21 protein-coding genes are annotated in these 20,637 nt (G+C 68.5%); 8 read left to right on the forward strand and 13 right to left on the reverse strand.

Going from position 1 to position 20,637, the window contains the following annotated elements; translation table 11 throughout:
• Window positions 1-12 precede the first annotated feature (12 nt).
• Together ACIBL3_RS13880 and ACIBL3_RS13885 are read left to right on the forward strand one after the other, a co-directional pair.
• Window positions 13-1,695, forward strand: a complete 1,683-nt coding sequence (locus ACIBL3_RS13880) for an ABC-F family ATP-binding cassette domain-containing protein (protein ID WP_396353639.1) — start codon at window positions 13-15, stop codon at window positions 1,693-1,695.
• 38 nt (window positions 1,696-1,733) lie between these two features.
• On the forward strand, window positions 1,734-3,479 hold the full coding sequence (locus ACIBL3_RS13885; protein WP_396353640.1) for a hypothetical protein: 1,746 nt from the start codon (window positions 1,734-1,736) through the stop codon (window positions 3,477-3,479).
• On the opposite strand, the gene ACIBL3_RS13890 is transcribed toward ACIBL3_RS13885, so the two are convergent.
• Window positions 3,476-4,528: a hypothetical protein gene (locus ACIBL3_RS13890; protein ID WP_396353641.1), complete on the reverse strand. Its 1,053-nt coding sequence runs from the start codon at window positions 4,526-4,528 to the stop codon at window positions 3,476-3,478. The genes ACIBL3_RS13885 and ACIBL3_RS13890 overlap by 4 nt on opposite strands.
• Window positions 4,525-5,067 carry a TetR/AcrR family transcriptional regulator gene (locus ACIBL3_RS13895; protein ID WP_396353642.1) on the reverse strand — a complete coding sequence of 181 codons (543 nt, stop codon included), beginning with the start codon at window positions 5,065-5,067 and terminating at the stop codon, window positions 4,525-4,527. Before ACIBL3_RS13895 ends, ACIBL3_RS13890 begins: the two co-directional genes overlap by 4 nt.
• Window positions 5,068-5,189: 122 nt before the next feature.
• Here ACIBL3_RS13895 and ACIBL3_RS13900 point away from each other — a divergent pair, with 122 nt between their 5' ends.
• Entirely contained in the window at window positions 5,190-5,645 is a 456-nt protein-coding gene (locus ACIBL3_RS13900; protein WP_396353643.1) for a nuclear transport factor 2 family protein, read from the forward strand.
• Between the two features lie 35 nt (window positions 5,646-5,680).
• Here ACIBL3_RS13900 and ACIBL3_RS13905 read toward each other — a convergent pair whose 3' ends face one another.
• The 6 genes from ACIBL3_RS13905 to ACIBL3_RS13930 form a co-directional block, all read right to left on the reverse strand.
• On the reverse strand, window positions 5,681-6,154 hold the full coding sequence (locus tag ACIBL3_RS13905) for a DoxX family protein (RefSeq protein ID WP_396353644.1): 474 nt from the start codon (window positions 6,152-6,154) through the stop codon (window positions 5,681-5,683).
• 139 nt (window positions 6,155-6,293) lie between these two features.
• The gene (locus tag ACIBL3_RS13910) at window positions 6,294-7,628 is read right to left on the reverse strand and encodes a sulfatase-like hydrolase/transferase (RefSeq protein ID WP_396353645.1); all 1,335 of its coding nucleotides are present in this window, start codon (window positions 7,626-7,628) and stop codon (window positions 6,294-6,296) included.
• An 8-nt stretch (window positions 7,629-7,636) separates the two neighbouring features.
• A complete protein-coding gene (locus ACIBL3_RS13915) occupies window positions 7,637-8,464 on the reverse strand; it encodes a carbohydrate ABC transporter permease (RefSeq protein ID WP_396353646.1) in 828 nt (275 codons plus the stop codon).
• The gene (locus ACIBL3_RS13920; RefSeq protein WP_396353647.1) at window positions 8,457-9,308 is read right to left on the reverse strand and encodes a carbohydrate ABC transporter permease; all 852 of its coding nucleotides are present in this window, start codon (window positions 9,306-9,308) and stop codon (window positions 8,457-8,459) included. The genes ACIBL3_RS13915 and ACIBL3_RS13920 overlap by 8 nt, the downstream gene beginning before the upstream one ends.
• The gene (locus ACIBL3_RS13925) at window positions 9,305-10,561 is read right to left on the reverse strand and encodes an extracellular solute-binding protein (RefSeq protein WP_396353648.1); all 1,257 of its coding nucleotides are present in this window, start codon (window positions 10,559-10,561) and stop codon (window positions 9,305-9,307) included. Before ACIBL3_RS13925 ends, ACIBL3_RS13920 begins: the two co-directional genes overlap by 4 nt.
• Window positions 10,562-10,600: 39 nt before the next feature.
• Window positions 10,601-11,602, reverse strand: a complete 1,002-nt coding sequence (locus ACIBL3_RS13930; RefSeq protein WP_396353649.1) for a LacI family DNA-binding transcriptional regulator — start codon at window positions 11,600-11,602, stop codon at window positions 10,601-10,603.
• A gap of 179 nt (window positions 11,603-11,781) precedes the next feature.
• Between ACIBL3_RS13930 and ACIBL3_RS13935 the strand changes: the two genes are divergently transcribed.
• A complete protein-coding gene (locus tag ACIBL3_RS13935; protein ID WP_396353650.1) occupies window positions 11,782-12,351 on the forward strand; it encodes a dihydrofolate reductase family protein in 570 nt (189 codons plus the stop codon).
• On the opposite strand, the gene ACIBL3_RS13940 is transcribed toward ACIBL3_RS13935, so the two are convergent.
• Both ACIBL3_RS13940 and ACIBL3_RS13945 read right to left on the reverse strand, forming a co-directional pair.
• Window positions 12,341-12,574 carry a hypothetical protein gene (locus tag ACIBL3_RS13940; protein WP_396353651.1) on the reverse strand — a complete coding sequence of 78 codons (234 nt, stop codon included), beginning with the start codon at window positions 12,572-12,574 and terminating at the stop codon, window positions 12,341-12,343. The genes ACIBL3_RS13935 and ACIBL3_RS13940 overlap by 11 nt on opposite strands.
• A gap of 137 nt (window positions 12,575-12,711) precedes the next feature.
• Window positions 12,712-13,998 carry a citrate synthase gene (locus ACIBL3_RS13945; RefSeq protein ID WP_396353652.1) on the reverse strand — a complete coding sequence of 429 codons (1,287 nt, stop codon included), beginning with the start codon at window positions 13,996-13,998 and terminating at the stop codon, window positions 12,712-12,714.
• A 274-nt stretch (window positions 13,999-14,272) separates the two neighbouring features.
• On the opposite strand from ACIBL3_RS13945, the gene rplM reads away from it, so the two are divergent.
• Genes rplM through glmM form a run of 3 tightly spaced genes read left to right on the forward strand, consistent with a single transcriptional unit; the run spans window position 14,273 to window position 16,627 of the window.
• A complete protein-coding gene (gene rplM / locus ACIBL3_RS13950) occupies window positions 14,273-14,716 on the forward strand; it encodes a 50S ribosomal protein L13 (protein ID WP_396353653.1) in 444 nt (147 codons plus the stop codon).
• A 35-nt stretch (window positions 14,717-14,751) separates the two neighbouring features.
• Window positions 14,752-15,273: a 30S ribosomal protein S9 gene (gene rpsI, locus ACIBL3_RS13955; RefSeq protein ID WP_396353654.1), complete on the forward strand. Its 522-nt coding sequence runs from the start codon at window positions 14,752-14,754 to the stop codon at window positions 15,271-15,273.
• 7 nt (window positions 15,274-15,280) lie between these two features.
• The gene (gene glmM / locus ACIBL3_RS13960; RefSeq protein WP_396353655.1) at window positions 15,281-16,627 is read left to right on the forward strand and encodes a phosphoglucosamine mutase; all 1,347 of its coding nucleotides are present in this window, start codon (window positions 15,281-15,283) and stop codon (window positions 16,625-16,627) included.
• Between the two features lie 62 nt (window positions 16,628-16,689).
• Here glmM and ACIBL3_RS13965 read toward each other — a convergent pair whose 3' ends face one another.
• From ACIBL3_RS13965 to ACIBL3_RS13975, 3 genes are all read right to left on the reverse strand, one after another.
• Window positions 16,690-17,802 (reverse strand): DUF4185 domain-containing protein, encoded by a 1,113-nt coding sequence (locus tag ACIBL3_RS13965; RefSeq protein WP_396353656.1) that lies wholly within the window; start codon window positions 17,800-17,802, stop codon window positions 16,690-16,692.
• Between the two features lie 106 nt (window positions 17,803-17,908).
• Entirely contained in the window at window positions 17,909-18,175 is a 267-nt protein-coding gene (locus ACIBL3_RS13970) for a hypothetical protein (RefSeq protein ID WP_396353657.1), read from the reverse strand.
• A gap of 71 nt (window positions 18,176-18,246) precedes the next feature.
• On the reverse strand, window positions 18,247-19,710 hold the full coding sequence (locus ACIBL3_RS13975; protein WP_396353658.1) for a ketol-acid reductoisomerase: 1,464 nt from the start codon (window positions 19,708-19,710) through the stop codon (window positions 18,247-18,249).
• Between the two features lie 75 nt (window positions 19,711-19,785).
• Here ACIBL3_RS13975 and ilvY point away from each other — a divergent pair, with 75 nt between their 5' ends.
• On the forward strand, window positions 19,786-20,607 hold the full coding sequence (gene ilvY / locus ACIBL3_RS13980) for an HTH-type transcriptional activator IlvY (protein WP_396353659.1): 822 nt from the start codon (window positions 19,786-19,788) through the stop codon (window positions 20,605-20,607).
• Window positions 20,608-20,637 lie beyond the last annotated feature (30 nt).

Consider the following 20,637-nt stretch of genomic DNA (forward strand, 5'->3'; position numbering starts at 1 on the left):
CAGACTGGGGGGATGGGTCACGTGGATGTCGGCGGGGTCGGGTTCGAGTTGCCGGACGGGCGGGTGTTGCTGGACGACATCACGTTCCGGGTCGGGGACGGAGCCAAGGTGGCGCTGGTCGGGGCGAACGGGTCCGGCAAGACCACGCTGACCCGGATCATCGCGGGTGACCTGAAGCCGCACAGCGGGAGCATCGCGCGGTCCGGCGGGCTCGGGGTGATGCGGCAGTTCGTCGGCTCGGTGCGGGACGCCTCGACCGTGCGCGACCTGCTGCTGTCGGTCGCCCCGGAGGCGATCCAGACCGCCGCCGCCAAGCTGGACAAGGCCGAGCTGGCGATGATGGAGGCCGACGACGAGAAGACCCAGCTCAAGTACGCGCAGGCGGTGGCGGACTGGGGCGAGGTCGGTGGGTACGACGCGGAGGTCCTCTGGGACGTCTGTACGACGGCCGCCCTCGGCATCCCGTTCGACCGGTGCCGCTGGCGCGAGGTGAAGACCCTGTCCGGCGGCGAGCAGAAGCGCCTGGTCCTGGAGGCCCTGCTGCGTGGACCGGACGAGGTCTTGATGCTGGACGAGCCGGACAACTACCTCGACGTACCAGGCAAGCGCTGGCTGGAGGAGCAGCTGCGGGCGACCGACAAGACCGTGCTGTACATCAGCCACGACCGTGAGCTGCTGGCGAACACGGCGACCCGGATCGTCACCGTGGAGCTCGGTGCGGCCGGCAACACGGTGTGGACGCACGGTGGCGGCTTCAAGACGTACCACGAGGCGCGGCAGCACCGCTTCGACCGGTTCGAGGAGCTGCGCAAGCGCTGGGACGAGGAGCATGCCAAGCTCCGCGCGCAGATGCTGATGTACAAGCAGAAGGCGGCCTACAACTCCGACATGGCCTCGCGCTACCGGGCCGCACAGACCCGGCTGCGCAAGTTCGAGGAGGTCGGTCCTCCACAGGCGATCCCGCGCGAGCAGAAGGTCAGCATGCGCCTCACCGGCGGCCGCACCGGCAAGCGTGCGGTGGTGTGCACAGCACTCGAGCTGACCGGTCTGATGAAGCCCTTCGATCTGGAGGTCTGGTACGGCGAACGCGTCGCCGTACTGGGGTCCAACGGGTCCGGCAAGTCGCACTTCCTCCGGCTGCTCGCCAACGGAGGCTCGGACCCGGACGTGGAGCACCGGCCGGTCGGCGACGTACAGATCGCGCTAGTGACTCACACCGGCAAGGCCAAGCTGGGTGCGCGGGTGCGACCGGGGTGGTTCGCGCAGACGCATGAGCACCCGGAGCTGGTCGGACGGACGCTGCTGGAGATCCTGCACCGGGGAGACGAGCACCGGGAGGGCATGGGCCGCGAGCTGGCCTCGCGGAAGCTGGACCGGTACGAGCTGGCGCACGCGGCGGAGCAGACCTTCGACAGCCTGTCAGGTGGTCAGCAGGCCCGCTTCCAGATCCTCCTGCTCGAGCTGTCCGGCGCCACGCTCCTGCTGCTCGACGAGCCCACCGACAACCTCGACGTCGAGTCGGCCGAGGCGCTGGAGGAAGGCCTCGACTCGTTCGACGGCACGGTCCTGGCCGTGACCCACGACCGCTGGTTCGCCCGCGGCTTCGACCGCTACCTGGTCTTCGGCGCGGACGGCTCGGTCTACGAGTCCAACGAACCCGTCTGGGACGAGGGACGCGTCGAGCGAGCCCGCTGACCCTTACAGTTCTCCCACACTGACGAGGGGGGACTCGCATGGCACCAGACCTGGCCGAGACCTGGGCAGGCACGGTCGTGCCCAGCTGGGTCTACCGCTGGTTGATGCCGCTTGCGTGGGTCGCAGCGACCACGGTGTCACTGGTGACGGTGGACGACGTGCCGTGCGCGGAGGATCCCAGCATCTGTGCGCCGGACGTGGCGTTCGCGCTGACCTTGGTTCCGGCCTTCGCCTCGCTGCTCCTGTGGTGGTGGCAGCCCCGCGTCGCCGCCGTCGCGGGGGTGGTGTTCTTCGCGGCCCAGGTCTGGTACGACGGCGGCGCGGTGATGACCGAGTGGGTGCTGTTCGCGAGCGCCTGCGTCGCTTTGCTGGTCTGGTTCGCTGCCAGTCGTCGCAAGCAGCTCGCGCTGACGGCTGACCTGCCGAGACGGCCGGTGACGGTCCCCGCCGCAAAGCCGGTGGGACTGTCAGGGCGGCTCGTTGTGGCGGTCCTGCTGTTGGCGGCCGGAGCTGCTGGTCTCGGGGTCATGCGGTGGCAGGACCAGCGGGAGCAGGTGCATCTGCAACGAGCCGTGGAGCAGACGGCGGTCGCCGGCGAGAGCCAGGACGGCGAACTGGTGCTGAAGCTGCCGGATGGCAACAGACGGGTCGTCAGCGTGCTGGACGACTACGAGCCGGGGGCACAGATCCCCGTGCTGATCGATCCGGCGGATGACGAGTGGGCCCGGCTGCGAGTGGAGCCCGCGGACTACACGCACTGGTACGCCGTGGCAGGAGGAGCGTGGTTGCTGGCGGCCCTCCTTGCCTACCGGGACATGCGCCGACGGCGAGCTCGGCGTCGTGAGTCATGGACCGGCGCCGGCCTGCCGGTCCGGGTCACGCCCGACGCCTCGACGGACTTCGTGATCTGTTCCGCCGGCGGCACCGACGTACTGGCGTTCCTGTCAGCTGACCTGGACGACGAGGCCGCGGACGACCGGCTGTTCGATGCGATCGATCAACTCGACGACGACGAGCCGGACGCGCCGGCGTCTGTTCGGCAGCAATGGCTCCAGACGGTTCAGCGCTATCAGGGCGAGGCAGTGCTGGTGGGCGAGCTGGCCGAGGGCAGTTGGCCGACTGTCCTGCTCGGTGACCTCGCGTTGCGGCCGACGGCTCCGCTGCGCGCGCCACGCCGTACTCCCTGGAGTGTCGAGGCCACGGCGAGCTTGCCTGCCTCGGTGAACGTCGACCCGACGAATGTGCATCTCGAGTTCAGGCTCGTCGACCCGGCGCGGGAGACGCCGCCGCTGCCGTGGTCAGTGCCCACCGAACGGCCATCGTGGTGGTACTGGCCGGCGTTGATCGGGGCCGTGCTGGCCGGGCTGGTCGCTGTCGCGTGGTTCGTGAGCGTCGGCGACTGGGTCCCGGCGATCGGTGCGGCGGCCGGGGCAGTGACTGTGATCGGCTTCGTCGGCGACGCCCTCTTCGATCGCGTCAGCGTCTCCGCAAATGAGGTGCGCTTCCGGAGGGGGTGGTCCGAGCTGGTCGTGGACTGGCGAAGCGTGGACTCGGTCGAGATCCATCCCCACTGGGTCGCGCTCCGGTCCGGGCGTGAGAGCCACCAGATCACTCGGCTGCAACGTCCCGTTGACGTGGCAGGAGTCCTCGAAGCCCTGCGGCTACGGGCGCGGACCGGACTGCCGGCCCCATCGGTCCGGCGCCGGCTGAACCCACAGGCGCTGGTCGACGTGCTCTTCCTGGCGGTCTGTGTGGGCGTCGCCCTCCTGGTGCGGCTGGCCTAGGGGCTGACACACCAGCCGTCGCGGTACGCCGCCCAGTGGTCCGCGGTAGCAGTGAAGTCGACGTACAAGGCCAGGCCGAAGTTCTGGCGGCTCGACGTGCCCAGACCGAGCCGTGCGCCCCGGACCGCTGCGGCCACGGTCTCCGCGTGGCCCCAGTGCGATGGGTTGCTCTCCCAGTACGCCGGGAGGCCCATGAGGAGGTCCGTTGATGCGGGTGTCGCCTCCAGCGCCAGCTTGGTCTGCTGGGCGACGTAGCCGCCGTACAGGGACTCCAGGGGCATCGCGGTGTCGTAGGACATGACCGCGATCTGCTCGACCCGGCGGGCGACCTCCGCGAAGTAGTCCTGCGACCACCACTTGCCCTCGCCGGTGATGGCCAGCGGGAGTGCATTGACTCGCCACAGCGGCTCCAGTTGGGCAGCCGCGACGGACAGCGGTACGGCGCGCTCCGCCGTCAGCACATGCGTTTCGTCCAGTACGGCGAGGAACCCAGCCGACCCGGAGTGCACCGGCTCGAAGTCGAAGTGGATGCCCTGGAACCCCTGATTGAGTACGGCGGCCGACGACGCCACCACCCGCGTCCGCACTGCCGGGTCGTCCAGGTCCATGCCCGGGTTCTTCCCCGGCCGCACGATGTCCCCCAGCCAGGCCTGCACGCGTACGGCGGGAGCCGCGGCCTTCATCGCCGCCGTGAACCACCGGGCCCGCGGCGACACCTTGGCCAGCGGCAGCGTGCCGTCGTGTTCCAGCGGACCGGCGTGCACGTAGAGGTCACGGATTCCCGTGCCTTCGAGTTGACGGGCCAGCGCGGTCACGTCGGCCTCGGTCTTCCGGCCGTCCACCCAGGCGTGACCCAGCCACAGTGCGTCGTTGTTGCGCGTCCGGGCCTCGGCTGCCGGTTCACCGACGTACCGGATCCGTAGCGAGACTGCGAAGGCGCTGAGCGGCACCGGCACGAGCAGCACGAAGACCAGGAGCACGATCATCGCGACCCGGCGACGCCGCGACCAGGTCTTCCAGCGCCGCCTGACGGACGCGGGCCGCCTCACGGACGCAGGCCGTCGAAGACCAGCCCGAGCATCCGGTCCCTGACCTCCGGCTCGAGGCCGACCGCGGTCGCGCCGCGGGACGCGCCGATCAGCAGCGCGTAGACCTCGGCCAGCCCGGCATCACGCCGTACGGCGCCCGCCTCCTGAGCCCGGGTGAGCAGCGTGCCGAACGCCTCCCGCAACCCCGCGCCCGCGTTCCGGGCGTCCGCGCCGCCCAGCGAGCCGGCTGCCGTGAGCGCCTCGGCGATCGCCAGCTTGGACGCGGACTCCGACACCACCTGGGTGAAGAACCCGAAGAACGCCTCGCCCGGATGGTTGCTGCCGGCAAGGTCGAGAGCGGTGTCGCGCAACCGCTCCAGCCGCAGGGTGAGCACCGCCTCGAGCAGCTCGGTCTTGGTCGGGAAGTGCCGGAACACCGTCGCGATCCCGACCCCGGCCAGTTTCGCCACGTCGTCGGTGGACGCGTTCGGCGACCGCCCGAACACCTCGTCCGCCGCGGTCATGATCCTGGCCCGGTTGTCCCGCGCGTCTGCTCGCACCCTGCTCCCCTCTCGCCCCTTCAGCCTAGGAGACGCCGACACTCCCTCATGGGTTGTAACCGAAGTTGTGACTCCGTATATTCGGAGTTGCTACTCCGTTTATCGATGAAAGGCACTGGCGCATGACTCCCGAAGAGGTCTTCCTGAAACTCGTGCACGGCGTCGCCGACCGCGACTTCGACGCGCTGCCGGCGCTGTACGCCGAGCAGACCGACGTCCGGCACCCGATGAACCCGTACGGCGACCGGCCGTTGCTCACCCGGGACGCGCTGAGCGAGCATTTCGGGGTCAACGCCCCGCGGGTGGTCGAGTCGATCCGGTTCCGGCCGGAGAACATCCGGGTCCACCAGACCGCCGACCCGGAGGTGATCGTCGCCGAGTTCGAGTACGCCGGGACCGTGCTGGCGACCGGGGCGCCGTTCCGGGCGCCGGCGATCTTCGTGCTGCGGGTCCGCGACGGGCTGATCGTGGAGTCCCGCGACTACATCGACCACGTGGCGATGGCGAAGGCGCGCGGCCAGGTCGGCCAACTGGTCGAAAAACTGCAGGAACCGGCCGGCGCCCCTGCCGCGTCGTAGTCGGCAGAGGCGCCGGATGGCCCCGGACCGAGGCATCAAGCCCGCCCGGGGCCATCTCCAATCCGGACCGGCATCGCGGTCAGCGCCTTCGCGGCGACGACCAGGCCGGCGGCGGCCAGCACGATGTCCTTCAGCACGTACTGCGCCTCCAGCGTCGGGGTGCCCGGGAACAGGTCGCCGAAGAACAGCACCAGCGGCGCCATGATCCCGACCAGCGAGAACCCGAGCACCAGCAGCCCGGTGCGCAGGAGCTTCCCGGTGACCAGGGTCAGCCCGATGAAGCACTCCAGCAGCGCGGTCAGCAGAACCGCGTTCCGTCCCTCGATGACGCCGAGGGTCAGCGTGTCGATGGTCCGCATCACCAGGGCCTCCGCCGGGCTGGCGCCCGGGAAGAACTTCAGCACTCCGAACCCGAGGAAGATCAGGCCGAGGCTGACCCGCAGGATGTCGATGCTGCGCCGCCCGAGCCAGTCGGCGATCCTGTTTCCCTTGTGGAGCAAGGCGTTCATGGTGGTTTCTCCCTGTCACAGTCGATGTCCACCACAGCGTCGCCGCCGCACTGTGCCTACCGCGTCCGGCAGTTGACGGCAGTTCGCCTACGCCAGCCGCGGTACGACTCAGGGAGACCCTGAGGCCGCGGGGAGTACGTCACTCCAGCCGTCGGCCGTCCAGTTTGAGCCGCCGGACGGTGGTCTCGGGAAAGCGCCCCCGGTCCTGCACGTCCGGGTACGGCGTGACCGTCACCGCCTGCTTCTCGATCCGAAGCACCTCACCGACCAGCACCTCGCGCAACTCCGCGGCGACCTCCTGATGCCCGGCGCTGTCGATCAGGTTGTTGAGCTCGTACGGGTCGGCCGTCAGGTCGTACAACGCCTTCTCCACATAGCGATCCGCCGTCGGCTCGTCACCGATCTCCGGCGCGTGGACGTAGTACTTCCACCGGTCCGTGCGCACCGCACGCCCGACCTCGGACTCGCTCACCTGGATCAACACCGGCTCGTTCGCCGTGCGTTGCCGCAGAGGTACGCCGTCCAGGTGATCGGGCAACTCGATTCCGGCGGCATCGAGCACGGTCGGCACTACGTCGACCGTGCTGACGGGTACTCCGACGCGAGTACCGCCGCGGTAGCCCGGACCCTCGACAACCAGCGGGACCCTGACCGATCCGTCATGCGGCGACCGCTTGTACTCGCTGTTGCGTGTCTTGAAGTGGGACCCGTGGTCCGAGGTGTAGACGACCAGGGTGTCGTCGAGCAGGTCGAGGCTGACCAGCGCGTCGCGGAGTCTGCCGAGGCACTCGTCGACCCGCTTGATCTGGCCGTAGTACCCGGCGGCGTGCTGGTGCGCCGTACCTGGGAGAGAGGCGAGGTCCGGTGGGAGCCAGGCGCCGTTGTAGGTGTCGCGGTAGACCTCGGGGGCCGGATAGTCGTCGTGCTCGTTCTGGTGGTGCGGCTCGATCAGCGAGAGGAAGAGCATGAACGGGCGGTCGTCCGCCGAGGCCCTGGTGACGTAGCGGATCGCGGCGTCCGTCAGCGCGTCCGGGCGGTAGCCGGGCAGGCGGACGGGCTCGCCGTCCCGGTCGTACACGACGGTTCGGAACGCGTCCGAGGTGAACTCGAGCAGGTTGGAAGCCAGCCAGAAGTCGTAGCCGCCTTGCTCCTCGACGGGAACGGGCTCCTGCGTTCCGAGGTGCCACTTGCCGATGTAGCCGGTTTGGTAGCCGGCGGCACCGAACAGCCGGCCCAGCGTCGGCGCATCCGTCGGCAGCGGCACGTTGTTGCGGTAGACGCCGGTGTTGGTCGGATACATGCCCGTCTGCATGGCCGCGCGGGCCGGTGCGCAGACGGGGTTGGTCGTGCAGGCTGTCTCGAACGAGGTGCCGTGCCGGGCCATCAGGTCGAGGTTCGGGGTGATGCCCAGCGGGCTCCCGACGGTGTCCCAGCGCTGCTGGTCGGTGAAGAAGACGATCACATTAGGGCGCATCAGAGTCCTCACTTCAGGCCGGAGAGCGCGATGCCCTCGACCAGGAATTTCTGGGTGATCACGAAGAACACCGCGGTCGGGACGAACAGCAGCAGGGCGCCGGCCGCGGTCAGGTTCCACTGGGTGAAGTACTCCTGGTTGAACAGCGTCAGCCCGATCGGCAGCGTGCGCATCTCGGTCCGGCTGGTGGCGATCAACGGCCAGAGGAACTCGTTCCACTGGAAGACGAAGGTGAACAGGCCGAGCACCGCCAGCGCGGGCTTGCACTGGGGCAGGATCACCCGCAGGTAGATCCGGAACTCGCCGGCGCCGTCCACCCGGGCCGCCTCGATCAGCTCGTCGGGCAGCGGCCGGATGAACTGCCGCATCAAGAAGATGCCGTAGGCATCCATCAGGAACGGCACGATCAGGCCCTGGTAGCTGTCGATCCAGCCCAGGTTCGCGAAGATCGCGTAGATCGGCAGCATCCGGACGAAGAACGGCACCATCAGCGTGGACAGCACGGCGACGAACGCGATCCGCTTGCCCGGGAAGTCCATCTTCGCGAACACGTACCCGACCAGCGGGTCGAAGACCAGGTGCGCGACCGTGATCGCCCCGGCCATCACGAAGCTGTTCACGAAGAACCGCCCGAACGGCGCCGCCTCGAACAACCGGGTGAAGTTCTGCCACTGCAGGTCGGCCGGCCACAGCACCGGATCGCCGGACTGCACCTCGGCGTCACTCTGCAACGCCAGCACGATCATGTAGAGCAGCGGCAGCACGGTGACCAGGCCGAGCGCGACCAGTACGACGTACGCCGCCAACCGGTCACCGGGGAAGAGTCGTTCACGCATGGGCCCGGTCCCCGATCCGCAACTGCAGCAGCGACAGCACCAGTACGACGAGCAGCAGCAGGACGGACAGCGCCGACGCGTAGCCGAAGTCGTTGTCGTTGAACGCGACGATGAACAAGCGATGGGCGTAGAGCGAGGTCGCGTTGCCGGGCCCGCCGCCGGTGACTATGTACGGCAGAGCAAACTGCTGCAATGTACTGATCAATCCGATGATCGAAACAAATAACGTAGTCGGCGCGAGCAACGGCAGCGTGATCGCGAAGAACCGCCGCCACGGCCCGGCCCCGTCGATCCTCGCGGCTTCGTAGTACAAGGTCGGGATCCCTTGCAGGCCGGCCAGGAAGAGCACCATCGTGTAGCCCGCGCCGGACCAGACCGTGATGCCGACGATCGTCGCCAGCGGGTGGGTGCTCAGCCAGGTCTGCCCAGGCAGGCCGACTGACTCGAGCAGCCGGTTCAGGATCCCGACCTGCGGATCGAGGATGTTGCGCCACAGCAGGCCGACGATCGACACCGACGTCAGGTACGGGATCAGGAGCATCGAGCGGAACAGCGTGCGGCCGGGCAGCGCCTGGTTGAGGATCACGGCCAGTCCGAGGCCCACCGCCGTACCGACGATCAGGGTGCCGGCGGCGTACAGCAAGGTGATCAGGAACGAGTGCACCACCTCGGGATCGCTCAGCGCGCGACTGAAGTTGCCCAGGCCGACGAACGTCACCCCGTCGGCGTCGTACAGGCCGGTCATCAGTTGGTTGCCGATCGGGAGGAAGAACAGCAGGGTGAAGAACAGCACCGCCGGAGTCAGGAACAGCCATGCGGTCGCCGCCTGCCGCCGACGGGTCACAGGGCCGCCCCGGCCTGCTTACGGAAGTCGGCCAGCGTCTGCTCGACCGGTGCGCGCTGGATGATCATCTGCTGGTAGGCCTTCTTCCACAGCTCGGTGATCTGCGCGGCCTTACCGCTGGCGGACAGCTGGACGTCCTGCTTCGCCACCACCGCGAGCGCTTTGGCGATCGTGGCCAGGTTCGGGTCCGCGGCGACCGCCGGGTCGGCGGCCCAGCTCTTCCGCGGCATCGACATCCCGGACTCCTTGGTGGCGGCCAGTTCGGTCTTCACCGCGGTCAGCTTGGTGATCAACTCCCAGGACAGCTTGGGGTCCCGTGCCTTGGTCGGGATCATCAGGCCGGCGCCGGCCATCGACGCTGCCTGCACTGCGCCGATCAGCGGTACGGCGAGACCGAGGTCGATGTCCGGGCTGCCCTGCCGGATCGGGCCGATGTCCCACGGCCCGGACACGAACATCGCGGCGCGCTTGGCGGAGAACAGCTTCTGCGGACCGGAGTAGTCCGTCGTCGCGACCGGCGCGGGGGAGAACTTGTGGGTGTAGATCAGGTCCTGCATGAACTGCAGCGCGGTCCGGGCGCCGTCGACGGGCATCATGAACTGCTTGCCGGCGACTTGGCTGAAGTCGACCTTCTGCTGGCTGTAGAACGGACCCGCATAGCTGGCGTCGGCGTTGAGCGCCGTACCACTGACCTTGTCCTTGGTGGTGGACCTGGCGATCTCGAGGAACTCGTCCCAGGTCGTCGGCGCCTTGTCGACCATCGCCTTGTTGTAGAAGACCAGGCCGTTGGCCGTCAGGTGCAGCGGGATCGAGTACGTCTTGCCCTCGTACTGCCGGGCGACGACGGCCTGGTCGATGAAGTCGCCCGGGAAGCCGAACGCTTGGTCCGCCTTGGCGAACTCGTCCAGCGCCAGCACGTTGCCGGCCAGCCCGTACTGCGTCCCGGTCCCGGCGGACACCTCCTCGACCAGGTCCGGCACGTTCCCGGACCGGAAGTCGGCGGTCAGCTTGGTGGTCAGGTCCGGCCACTGGAACTTCTGCCAGTTCATCTGCAGGTCGTGATCCTTGCCGAACTGGTCGATCACCTCCTTGTAGGCCTGGTAGCCGTGCCCGGCGTTCCAGTAGATGGTGAACGTCCGGGCGTCCTGCGTCTTCGCCCCCGGCGTGGCCGGCGCGCAGGCGGTGCCGACCGCGCCGAGGACAGTGGCGCCGAGCCCGAGCTGGAGGAACGAGCGGCGGTCGATTGAGGGCATGACGAACCTTTCGAAGTACTTGGTACGGCACGGGGAGGGTTACGCGGATTCGCGGTGGTTGAGGACCCAGGGCATGGAGAGCTCCCGGGCGGGCAGGGTGGGATCGTCGATGCGCGCGAACAGCGCCTCGACCATCTCGGTGAAGTCGAGCTGATACATGCCGACGCTGGTCAGCGGCGGCAGCGAGTACGACGCCTCGCGGGTGTTGCCGGTCCCGATCACGGCCAGGTCGTCCGGCACCTTCACGCCTCGGTCCACGGCAGCCTGGAGGGCCGCGAACCCGCCGCGGTCGGACTCGGAGACGATCGCGTCCGGTGGCTTCGGTGAGTCGAGGAGCTCGCGGACGACGAGTACGGCGTCCTCCCGGGACGCCGCGCCGACCCGGACCAGGGCCGGGTCGACCTCGACACCGTGTGCTTGCAGGGCGTCGACGTACCCGAGGTGGCGATCGTCCTGTGCGCCGGTGTGGGAGAGGAAGGCGATGCGCTCCCGTCCGGCGTCGAGGAGGTAGGTGGTGGCCTCGGCCAGGGCCTTGCGGACGTTGTTGCGGATGACGTCGACTCCGGGCATTCGGAGGTTGTCGGAGAACGCCATCAGTGCCCGGGTGGAACGGCGGGCCGCGGTGAGATCCAGGTCGTCGCTGAGGCCCGGGGTGAAGATCGCGCCGTCGATGTGCCCGCGGGTGATGACTCTGAGGGACTGGGCTGCGCGGTCCAGGCGCCGTACCGGGACACCTATGACGGAGTAGCCGTGCGCGGCCGCGATGTCCTCGCATTGCATCGTCAACCGATCCAGCCAGGGCCCGACCGGTGGGGCGTACACCAGAGCGATCAACTCCGACCGCTGCCGCCGCAGACTCCGCGCCGCGGTGTTCCCCTTGTACCCCAGCCGCCGAGCCGCCTCCTCGACCCGCCGCCGAGTCGCCTCCGGCAACGGCGTGGTCCGGTCCGCCCGCCCACTCAGCACATACGAGCAGGTAGCCACCGAAACCCCAGCCGCCTCCGCGACATCCCGAAGCGTCGTCCGCTCTTCCCTACCCATGGTGAAAGCATTAACCTGACCAGAGACCCGGTCAATACCCCTAAGTTGGTTAATTCTATAGACATTAACCAAAGGCCACCGCCTCCGGCCGCTCGGGGCGGCTGGGATGTCGAGAGTGGGCGGGGGGCTTCGTCTCTGGGGTAAATGCGGTGGACATCGCACTTACCGGGAGGACTGTTATGCGGAAGCTCGTAGTTCAGCAGTGGGTTACCGTCGACAACGTTGCGGCGGAGGAGGACGGGGGCCTGAGCTTCGTGTCGGGGGAGCCGTTTGACGACGCGGTCACCGACGATCCCTTCAAGAACAACCTGATCGGGTTCATCGACTCGGTCGACACGATGATTCTCGGGGCCAACACGTACAACCAGTCCAAGGGCTACTGGCCGTACGCCAAGGATCAGGGCGTGTACGGCGAGAAGCTCAACAAGCTCACCAAGTTCGTCGCCTCGTCGACGCTGGACGACGCGCCCTGGGGCGACTTTCCGGCTGCGACCGTGACGCGGGACCCGGCCGCCACCGTCCGGGAGCTCAAGGAGCAGGGCGGCAAGGACATCTGGCTGTGGGGGAGCTTGCGGCTCATGCGCTCCCTGGTGGACGCGGGCCTGGTCGACGAGGTCCGGATGCTGGTCTGCCCGGCGACACGTGGCAACGGGACTCGCGTCTTCGAGGACCGGCAAGACCTGACGTTGCTCGAGGCCACCTCGTTCGACAACGGGGTGGCGCTTCTGCGGTACGGGATCAAGCAGTAGACGATAGTCCTGGGCGGCGGCCGTCGACGTCGGTGAAGTCGTACTGCTGAGCGAGTTCGGCCGAGCGGACCACCTGGCCGCTCAGTCGGATGACATCGGGGTCGCCGGCTAGGGCAGCCACGGCGCGGCCGGTGAACTGGGGTGATTCCGAGTCGGTGAGGTCGAAGTGTTCGGCGGCTCGGAGGACTGCCTCGGTGCGGACCAGGCCTGGGTGGAGGGACACCGCGGTCACCCCGTGGTCATCCGGTGCGGTTGTGCCTTCTCCCTTGGTGTGCGAGGGGAGAAGGCACAACACCGAGGGATATCCGCTCGTCAACGACAAACGGCCCCTCCGGGTGGAGGGGCCGTTTGGGGGGTGGGTCAGCGGTCGCCCATGGGGACGTATTGGGTGCCGCGTTCGCCGGTGTAGATCTGCTTGGGGCGGGCGATCTTCTGGTCGCCGTCGTTCAGCATCTCCAGCCACTGGGCCAGCCAGCCCGAGGTGCGCGGGATGGCGAACAGGACGGTGAACATGTCCGGCGGGAACTGCAGGGCCTCGTAGATCAGGCCGGAGTAGAAGTCGACGTTCGGGTAGAGCTTGCGGGAGACGAAGTACTCGTCCTCCAGCGCGATCTTCTCCAGCTCGACGGCGATCTTCAGCAGCGGGTTGATCCCGGTGACCTCGAAGACGTCGTCGGCCGCCTTCTTGATGATCTTGGCGCGCGGGTCGTAGTTCTTGTAGACCCGGTGGCCGAAGCCCATCAGCCGCTCTTCGCCGTTCTTCACGCCCTCGATGAACGACGGGACGTTCTCGATCGAGCCGATCCGGCGGAGCATCTTCAGCACCGCCTCGTTGGCGCCACCGTGCAGCGGGCCGTAGAGGGCGCCGATGCCACCGGCGACCGCGGTGTACGGGTCGACCTGGGTGGAGCCGATCGCCCGGACCGCGTTGGTGGAGGCGTTCTGCTCGTGGTCGGCGTGCAGGATGAACAGGATCTCCAGCGCCCGCACCAGCCGGTCGTCGGCGGCGTACTTGGGCTCGCTCATCTTGAACAGCATGGACAGGAAGTTCGCCGTGTAGCTGAGCTCGTTGTCCGGGTACACGTACGGCTTGCCCTGGGCGTGCCGGAAGGCGAACGCGCCCAGCGTCGGCATCTTCGCGATCAGCCGCCGGATCTGCAGCGCCCGGGACTCCTCGTCGAAGATGTTGCGGGACTCGGGGTAGAAGGTGGACAGCGCGCCGACCGAGGCCAGCAGCATGCCCATCGGGTGGGCGTCGTACCGGAAGCCCTGCATGAAGGTCTTCAGGTTCTCGTGCACGAACGTGTGATACGTCACGTCGTGCGCCCAGGCCTCGTACTCCGCCTTGTTCGGCAGCTTGCCGTTCACCAGGAGATAGGCCACCTCGAGGTAGTTCGACTGCTCGGCGAGCTGCTCGATCGGGTAGCCCCGGTACTCCAGGATGCCCTTGTCGCCGTCGATGAAGGTGACGGACGAGCGGCAGGAGGCGGTGTTGACGAAGCCGGGGTCGTAGGTGGCCAGGCCCCCGTCGCCGTCGGTTGCGCTGATCTGCTTGAGATCCGCGGCACGGATGGTGCCATCGGTGATGGCAAGGTCGAAGTCCTTGCCGGTCCGGTTGTCCCGGACGGTGAGCGACTGTTCGGTCACAATGCCCTCTTCGGAAGCTGGCGTCATCGCCTGGACGAGTGAGGGTAAGTCTTCCGGCGGGACGCGGGTCGGACTGCAATCTTCACCGCTAAACTAGTGCGGTCGGGGATTCCTTCCAAGCCGGGGTCCCCGGTGGGCTTGCGCTCGCTTTGACCCGGAGCCGACACCGCCGGTATTCTGGGCTGCTGTTGTGCGTTCCAGGTCCCAGCCCGTCGGCGGACCGCTCGCCGACGTACCAGTTTTGTCAACCTCTGAGAAACGAAGGTCAACGACCGTGCGCACGTACAGCCCGAAGCCTGCTGACGTCACCCGCGAGTGGCACGTGATCGACGCCACCGACGTCACGCTCGGTCGGCTCGCCGTCCAGATCGCCACCCTGCTGCGCGGCAAGCACAAGCCGACGTTCGCGCCGCACGTGGACGGCGGCGACTTCGTCGTCGTCGTCAACGCCTCCAAGGTCGCCTTGTCCGGCACCAAGCGGACGGACAAGCTGGCGTACCGCCACTCGGGCCACCCGGGTGGTCTGACGGCCACGCCGATCGGCGAGATCCTCGAGAAGGACCCTCGCAAGGCCGTCGAGAAGGCTGTCTGGGGCATGCTGCCGAAGAACCGCCTGAGCCGGAAGCTGCTCACCAAGCTGAAGGTGTACGCCGGTCCGGAGCACCCGCACTCGGCCCAGCAGCCGAAGCCGTTCGAGATCACCCAGATCGCCCAGTAAGCGATCGACGAGCCCTGTAAACGAGGATTTTCAGCGTGAGCGACATCACCACCGAGACCGAAGAGTTCGACCCCGAGGTCCCCATCGACAGCGAGGGCCCGGTCGCCTACACCTCCGAGACGAGCCCGACTCCGGAGCAGCGCGCCGAGACGGGTCGCGTCGCGGTGATCAACCCGGCCGGCGCCACCGGCCGCCGCAAGGAGGCCGTCGCCCGCGTGCGGATCGTGCCGGGCAGCGGCAACTGGAAGATCAACGGCAAGCCGCTCGACGTGTACTTCCCGAACAAGGTGCACCAGCAGCACGTGAACGAGCCGTTCGTCGTCGCGGGCCTGGAGGGCTCGTACGACGTGATCGCCCGGATCAACGGTGGCGGCATCACCGGCCAGGCCGGTGCGCTGCAGCTGGGCGTGGCCCGGTGCCTGAACGAGGCCGACCAGGAGGCGAACCGCCCCGGTCTGAAGAAGGCCGGTCTGCTCACCCGCGACGCGCGGATCAAGGAGCGGAAGAAGGCCGGTCTCAAAAAGGCCCGCAAGGCGCCGCAGTACAGCAAGCGCTGATCATCTGATGGGTCGTTTGTTCGGCACGGACGGAGTCCGTGGCCTGGCGAACGTGGACCTGACCGCGGAGCTTGCGCTCGACCTCTCGGTCGCGGCAGCTCACGTACTCGGCGAGGCCGGTGCCTTCGAAGGGCACCGGCCGCGCGCCGTTGTGGGGCGGGATCCACGCGCCAGTGGTGAGTTCCTGGAAGCCGCCGTGGTGGCCGGTCTGGCCAGCGCCGGCGTCGACGTGGTCCGGCTCGGCGTCCTGCCGACCCCGGCCGTGGCCTACCTGACCGGCTCGACCGGCGCCGACCTCGGCGTGATGCTGTCCGCCAGCCACAACCCGATGCCGGACAACGGCATCAAGTTCCTGGCCCGCGGCGGGATCAAGCTGGACGACGCGATCGAGGACGCGATCGAGGCCCGGATGGGCGAGGAGTGGCAGCGCCCGACCGGGTCGGACGTCGGCCGTGTCTCTGACGACGGGCAGGGGTTCGAGACCTACGTCTCGCACCTGGTCCGCTCGGCGCCGAACCGGTTCGACGGCCTCAAGGTCGTGATCGACTGCGCCAACGGCGCCGCCTCGCAGACCGCGCCGGAGGCCCTGCGCCGGCTCGGCGCGGAGGTGATCACGTACGCCGCCGCCCCCGACGGACTGAACATCAACCTGGACTGCGGTTCCACCCACCTGGAGGGCCTGCAGCGCGAGGTGCTCGGTCACCGCGCCGACCTCGGCATCGCCCTCGACGGTGACGCGGACCGCTGCCTGGCCGTCGACGCGAACGGCGAGCTCGTGGACGGCGACCAGATCCTCGCCATCCTGGCGCTGGCGATGCGCGACAGCGGTCGGCTGTCCAACGACACCGTGGTCGCGACCGTGATGAGCAACCTCGGGTTCGTCCAGGCGATGGTCCGGGAGCGGATCGCGGTCGAGCAGACCAAGGTCGGCGACCGGTACGTGCTGGAGGCAATGAAGGCCGGCGGGCACAAGCTCGGCGGTGAGCAGTCCGGGCACGTGATCCTGTCCGACCACGCCACCACCGGCGACGGCACGCTGACCGCGGTCATGCTGCTCGCCCGGGTCGCCCAGACCGGCAAGACGCTGAGCGATCTGGCCGGCGCGATGACCCGGCTCCCGCAGGTGCTGGTCAACGTCAAGGACGTCGACAAGTCCCGCGCCGGCACCGACCCGGCAGTCCAGGCTGCGGTGGCCGAGGCCACCACCCGCCTGGGTGACACCGGCCGAGTGCTCCTCCGCCCCTCGGGCACGGAGCCCCTGGTCCGGGTCATGGTCGAGGCGGAGTCGTCCGACACCGCGCACGAGATCGCCCACTCGCTCGCCGACGTGGTCGCCGCTGCACTGAAGCTCTGACAACTTCCGGGGACCTCGGACATCTGACCAGATGTCCGAGGTCCCCGTTTGCTGTCCAGGCCCTAGCGGGTGCCGACGAACTGGCTGACGTGGTACGCGGTTGACGGCTGGTTCGGGTCGTTGTTGAGGTGGGTCCACTTGGAGACCATCAGGTGGAGAGAGTCCCGGGTCGACCACGGGTGGATGAATCCGCCGTACAGGCCCGGCTCCTCCCACGGGAACACCTGGACCTTCTCGCCGGTCCACACCTGGTCCGGGCCGGCCGCCGTACGTGTGACGATGCAGCCGGTCGCGCAGTTCAGGTACGACATCGCCCAGGTGCCGTCGGCCAGCCGCCGTACCGACGGCTCGCCGAAGCGGCCGGTGAGGATCGGGGTGCAGGGCCGGTTCCAGCCCCAGTTCGACCCGTTCCAGCCCCAGCCCTGGTAGGACTCGGGGTAGAACATCTCCTCCCAGGGCACCCGTTGCAGCATCATCGGGCCGTCCTGCCGGCCGGAGCGGACCGAGAACACGTAGACCCAGTCGCCGTCGCGCTGCATCGTCCACATCTGGAACGGGTTCGCGTTGTCGCCGTCGTTCCACCACTTCAGCGGCGTCCGGAAGAAGTCGTTGCCGTTGTCGGAGTACGCGAGGCCGGCGTAGTTGGACTTCCAGAGCGCGTTGCGCGGACCCGGGTTCCAGTTCTGGATGCTCATGTACGACACCAGTTGCCGGCCGGTCTCGGGGAAGCTGATCCCGTCGTTCGGGATCACGGTCACCTCCCAGACCCCGTCGATGCCGATCCCGTTGTGCCCGTTGTGCATGATCTCCGGCGCCCGCCCGTTGCCCGCGACCTTGGCCGCGCTGTCGAAGACCACGCCGCCGGGATCACCGGGGTGTACGGCGGACCGCAGCATCACCGGGGAACGCCAGTCGTTGTTCGGCTGCTCCGGCCACGGGGAGTTGAAGGTGTCGCCGAACAGGTAGCCGATCGAGCCGTTCTCCAGCACGTACGGGATGCCGAGGTCGGTGCCCGCCACCTGCCACCGACTGTTCGTGTCCAGGTCCGCCCCGGTCAGTCGCTTCTTCCACCGCGCCGCCTGAGCACGCCCGGGCCGCAGCAGATCGGGTACGACGGCCGCCGCCAGCCCGGCGCCACCGACAGTTCCGAAGAACGCACGTCGGGACAGTGTCATCGGAGTCCTCCAAGTGAGTAATCGATTTCCCCGTCGATTGTCCGCCCGGAAACGCGGTCCACTCCGAAACTCCCCGACCCCTTCGAGCACCATTGAAAGGCCGCGCTCAGGCAGCGGCCGGCAGCCTGATCCCGGTTCGCTTGGCCCAGTGCCGCCCGGAGCCCAGATGTGTCACGAACGCTCGCTGCAAGGTGCACCAGCCGGCATCGCGCGACCGATCCGGCCGGGCTGCGAGCATGTCGTCCCGGTCCTGCTCCGAGACCCCGCAGAACTCGAGCAGCTGCACAGCCCGGTCGTCATCGGGGAGGCTCACGCCGTCCGCGGGACGCCTACCTTCCAGCCAACCAATTGCCGTCTCCGAAAGCCCCAGCACGTCCTCGTCCTCCCAGCAGGCCGACACGTTCAAGGGTGATCACACCACGGGCCGCGCGGCCCACGCACGACTCAACTGACGGAGATGTCCACCGACGGACGGAGTTTTGCAGCTTCGGCGAGAGCCGCGTGGGTGGGGTTGTCGAGGAAGCTCTTGAGCAAGGTGGTGTCTGCCGGGTCGGTCAGCCCGGGGATGGCGATCTGCTCGTAGGCGGCCTGGAAACGCGGACCCCAGCGGCGGGTGCCGAGGCGGGCGGTGCGGGAGCAGTTGTCGACCATGTAGGCGACGTCGCGGGCGTGCATGTACGGCAGCAGCGAGTCGACGGCCTCGATGATCGACTCGTTGACGATCTCGGACCACGGGTGGCCGCGGTCGGCGAACTCGTCCACCTGGGCGACCATGGTGGCCACGAACAGGCCGGCGGTCAGCGGGTCGATGGCGATGGTCGCCGTACCGCGGCGAGCATGTACCTCGGCGGCGTGCAACCACATCGGGCTGCCGCCGATCTTGGTCATCGGCCGGGTCGCGAGCCGGCCCTCGGCCAGGATGACGCTGCGCAGCTCGGTCCCGTCGGCAACTTCGTCGTAGATCTCGGCGACGAGCTCACGAGCCGGTCCGTAGGCCGCGGTGTACGCCCGGTCGAACACGTCCTGGTCCGCTTCGCTCAGGGCCGCCCGGACCGCGGGCAGACCGGCGTCGGAGATGGTGCGCGCGATCGGGCCGGTGATCGCCTCGGTGGAACGCTCGTACGCCGACACCGGATCAGCGCCCTCGATCCGGAAATGCCGGTACAGCGCCTCGACGAGACCGTGGACCGCGCCCAGCAGGATCGCGCGCTCGCCGACGATGTCGGACTTGTACTCGTTCTCCAGCGTGGTCAGGAAGGTGTACGGCGAACCCAGGCCGACCGACCACGCGAGCGCGCGGTCCGTCGCGTGCCCGTCCGGGTCGGCGTGGACGGCGATGCTCGCGTTGATTCCGGCGCCGTTGACGGTCGCGCCCTGCTCGTAGAGCCGCCGTACCGAGTCGCCCATGCCTTTGGGGCAGACCGCGATCACCGGGTGGCCGGCGGGGAAGTCGCCGCCGGTCGCCTTCAGGTGGCCGAGCAGGAAGCCGTGCGACAGGCCGATCGTGGCGCCGGGCTTCAGGACGGCGAAGATCTTCTCGTGGTTGGCGGCCAGCGCCGCGTCGGCGATCAGCAGGATCAGCAGGTCGGAGTCGGCGGCGACGGCCAGCCAGTCGCCGAGGGTGCCGTTCTCCTCGGTGAAGCCGTGCTTGCGGGCGTCCTCCGCCGACGACGAACCCGGTCGCAGTCCGACGGACACCGTCACGTCGGTCCCGGCGAGCGAGTCGCGCAGGTTCAGCGCCTGGGCGCGGCCTTGCGGACCCCAGCCGAGCACGCCGATCCGCCGTGCGCCGTGCAGTGCCTCGGGAAGCAGCGGGAACAGGTCCTGGCCGCCGCGCAGGATGGTCTCCGTTCCGCCCGGAACGGTCATGGTCTCGGTGCGAAAGACCGACGAGGTGAAGGTGCTCATGCCGTTCAGTCAAGGCGGTCTGAGAGCATTGCGGCAAGCGCAACATCTGCACCGGGTCGTTGCAGGGAGTGGAAGATGGAACATCGCGAGCTGGAGCTGTTCCTGCATCTGGCGCGCACACTGAACTACGGGCGCACCAGCCTCGAGTGTCATGTCAGCGCGGCCACGCTGACCCGGACGATCCAGCGGCTGGAGGTACGAGCGGGTGCTCGCCTGCTCGACCGCGGTCCGCGCGGCGTCGTACTGACCCCGGAAGGTCAGCGGTTCACGTCGTACGCCGAACGGGCTTTGGAGCTCTGGGACGACTACCGGACTGGGGCTGACGAGCCGGCCGAGCTGGCCGGCGTGCTCCGGATCTTCGCCACGGTGACCGCCTGCCAGGCGTTGCTGCCCGACCTGCTGGCGCCTTTGCGGGAAGCGCATCCGCAGATCCGGCTCGACATCCGCACCGGCGATGCGGCGGCTGCCCTGGCCAGGCTCGACGAAGGCGAAGTGGACGCGGCGGTCGCAGGTATTCCGAAGCGGTTCCCGCAAACGATGGTGACTCGCACTGTCGCCGTCACGGACCTCGTCCTGGTGACGACAGATCCCGCGGCAGACGGTCCGTTCGTCGTACCCGCCCGTGGTCTGGTGCGCGAGGCAGCCTTCCGCTGGTTCCGTCGCCGGGGCATCAAGCCGGCGATCGCGGCAGAGCCGGATGGGCATGAAGCCCTGCTTGCGCTGGTGGCACTGGGTTGTGGCACCGGGATCGTGCCCCGGCTGGTCCTGGAGTCCTCACCCTCGGCGGACCGGCTGATCGAACTCCCCGCTGACCTCGAACCGCTCACGATCGGCCTCTGTGCCCGCCGGGCCGACCTGCGCAAACCCCTGATCGCAGCCCTCTGGGGACTGACCTGAAGTACGCGCGGAGAAGCCGGACCTCCTCCG

The organism is Kribbella sp. NPDC050124 (assembly GCF_044460355.1).
Lineage (GTDB): Bacteria > Actinomycetota > Actinomycetes > Propionibacteriales > Kribbellaceae > Kribbella.

What these genes read in the sequence shown, in the direction of transcription:
- ACIBL3_RS13900 (WP_396353643.1), top strand. Translation starts at nt 5,190, where the DNA reads ATGACTCCCGAAGAGGTCTTCCTGAAACTCGTGCACGGCGTCGCCGAC.
- ACIBL3_RS13930 (WP_396353649.1), bottom strand. Translation starts at nt 11,602, where the DNA reads ATGGGTAGGGAAGAGCGGACGACGCTTCGGGATGTCGCGGAGGCGGCT.
- ACIBL3_RS13915 (WP_396353646.1), bottom strand. Translation starts at nt 8,464, where the DNA reads ATGCGTGAACGACTCTTCCCCGGTGACCGGTTGGCGGCGTACGTCGTA.
- ACIBL3_RS13975 (WP_396353658.1), bottom strand. Translation starts at nt 19,710, where the DNA reads ATGAGCACCTTCACCTCGTCGGTCTTTCGCACCGAGACCATGACCGTT.
- ACIBL3_RS13965 (WP_396353656.1), bottom strand. Translation starts at nt 17,802, where the DNA reads ATGACACTGTCCCGACGTGCGTTCTTCGGAACTGTCGGTGGCGCCGGG.
- ACIBL3_RS13910 (WP_396353645.1), bottom strand. Translation starts at nt 7,628, where the DNA reads ATGCGCCCTAATGTGATCGTCTTCTTCACCGACCAGCAGCGCTGGGAC.
- ACIBL3_RS13885 (WP_396353640.1), top strand. Translation starts at nt 1,734, where the DNA reads ATGGCACCAGACCTGGCCGAGACCTGGGCAGGCACGGTCGTGCCCAGC.
- ilvY (WP_396353659.1), top strand. Translation starts at nt 19,786, where the DNA reads ATGGAACATCGCGAGCTGGAGCTGTTCCTGCATCTGGCGCGCACACTG.
- glmM (WP_396353655.1), top strand. Translation starts at nt 15,281, where the DNA reads ATGGGTCGTTTGTTCGGCACGGACGGAGTCCGTGGCCTGGCGAACGTG.
- ACIBL3_RS13880 (WP_396353639.1), top strand. Translation starts at nt 13, where the DNA reads ATGGGTCACGTGGATGTCGGCGGGGTCGGGTTCGAGTTGCCGGACGGG.
- ACIBL3_RS13935 (WP_396353650.1), top strand. Translation starts at nt 11,782, where the DNA reads ATGCGGAAGCTCGTAGTTCAGCAGTGGGTTACCGTCGACAACGTTGCG.
- ACIBL3_RS13905 (WP_396353644.1), bottom strand. Translation starts at nt 6,154, where the DNA reads ATGAACGCCTTGCTCCACAAGGGAAACAGGATCGCCGACTGGCTCGGG.
- ACIBL3_RS13925 (WP_396353648.1), bottom strand. Translation starts at nt 10,561, where the DNA reads ATGCCCTCAATCGACCGCCGCTCGTTCCTCCAGCTCGGGCTCGGCGCC.